The following is a 1,868-nucleotide window of genomic DNA, read 5'->3' as shown; positions in this document are numbered from 1 at the left end:
TTTTGTTTGCCCGGCATGGTCAAACTCTAACGGGTTAAAGTCCCGAGTACGTCCAAGTAACGGAAAGTACCTAGTCGAAAACAAGGGTGTCCATGGTGACGTGGAATCTGAAGGAAGTTGGAGACAAAACTCTGGTCCGACGAACAGAAACTACATAGAAGGCAGGGGTTGAGGATAAGACTGCAAAAGAAGTTGAAGTCCAATAGTTACTGAACCAATCAACCAATGTAAATGTGGCGGATAGATGGAGTGGAAGAGTTTGAGCCTTAACCGGGGAGGTCTCACGTATCTAAACCAAAAGCTTCTAGTGATAGAATCCTGGGTCGTGAGAAGTCAGCCGAAGCCATAGTAGTGAAGACAATCGGTGAAAGTCGGTAAGAGCGAAGGGCTGAACAAGTTTACCGTTAGGAAAATCTCAATTGGGAGCGGAAAAAAGACCACTGGCGAAAGGCGTGAAAGTGGATACCGACTCTACGGGAAAGAAAGGAATAACACACATGTACACAGAAAAACTAATGAGTCAGATTTTAGACCAAAAAAATCTAAAAGAAGCAGTAAAACAAGTAAAGCGAAACAAAGGAGCCGCTGGCGTAGATGGAATGGAAGTGGATGAATTGGAAGGGTATCTGGCAAAAAACATGGATGAAATTCGTCGCCAGATACAAGCAAGGAAGTATCAGCCACAACCTGTACAACAAGTCATCATTCCAAAAGCGAATGGCGGAGAAAGAGTGCTTGGGATTCCCACCGTGGTAGATCGAGTGATCCAACAGGCGATTGCCCAAGTACTCACTCCGATTTTTGAAACGATCTTTCACTCAAACAGCTACGGATTCCGCCCACACAGATATGGGGAAATGGCAATACTCCAACTCTTGGATGTCATCAATGAAGGCTACTATTGGATTGTGGATATTGATTTAGAACGATTTTTCGATACGGTGAACCATGACCGATTAATGAATCTCGTCTCAAGAAGAGTGAAAGACGGAGAAGTAATCTCACTCATTCGGAAATACTTAGTTAGCGGTATCCAAACCGATGACGGGTACAAAGAGTCAGTCATCGGTACACCGCAAGGTGGTAATCTATCTCCGCTATTGAGCAACATCATGCTTCATGAATTGGACGAGGAACTAGAAAGAAGACAATTAAACTTTGTTCGATACGCGGATGACTGCGTGATTCTCGTGAAAAGTGAGATGGCAGCCAGAAGAATTCTACGAACAGTAACGAAGTTCATAGAGGAGAAGTTAGGATTGATTGTCAATAGCGAGAAATCGAAAATAACACGACCGACAGACCCGAGGTTTAAGTTCTTAGGATTTGGTTTCTTTTATAATCCTCTAAGCAAGAGTTATCAAGCGAAACCCCATCAATTATCAGTAGAACAATTGAACTATAAGCTGAAACGTCTAACAAAGAGAGGTTGGGGAGTAAATACAAGATACCGAGTGGAGAAAATCAATCAACTCATCCGAGGATGGGTAAACTACTTTCGGGTAGGGAAAATGAAGCTGAAGCTAAGTCAAATGGATGCCCACTTGAGGTATCGTTTACGTATGTGTATCTGGAAACAATGGAAAACACCAAAGAATAGACGGAAGAATTTAATAAAGTTGGGCATGTCGAAAAATGATGCCTATAAAAATAGCTATTCAAGCAAATCGATTGCGAGAATAGCCCGTTCCTGGGTGTTGTGTACAACAATAACCAATCGTAGATTGGAACGCTTTGGTTTACTGTCGTTAGTAACACATTATCAAAAAGTACAGGTGATGTAAAGTTGAACCGCCGTATACGAGAACCGTACGTACGGTGGTGTGAGAGGTCGGCTAATCAATTAATGATTAGCCTCCTACTCGATT

Annotated in this window: 1 protein-coding gene; it reads left to right on the top strand. The window is 42.6% G+C overall.

The genetic code is table 11. The annotated features are described in order from the left end of the window. Window positions 1-497: 497 nt before the first annotated feature. On the top strand, window positions 498-1,784 hold the full coding sequence (gene ltrA / locus BCR26_RS16650; RefSeq protein ID WP_069700081.1) for a group II intron reverse transcriptase/maturase: 1,287 nt from the start codon (window positions 498-500) through the stop codon (window positions 1,782-1,784). Window positions 1,785-1,868: the final 84 nt, after the last annotated feature.

Source organism: Enterococcus rivorum, assembly GCF_001742285.1.
GTDB lineage: Bacteria > Bacillota > Bacilli > Lactobacillales > Enterococcaceae > Enterococcus_L > Enterococcus_L rivorum.
This window is presented reverse-complemented; position numbering and strand designations above follow the sequence as displayed.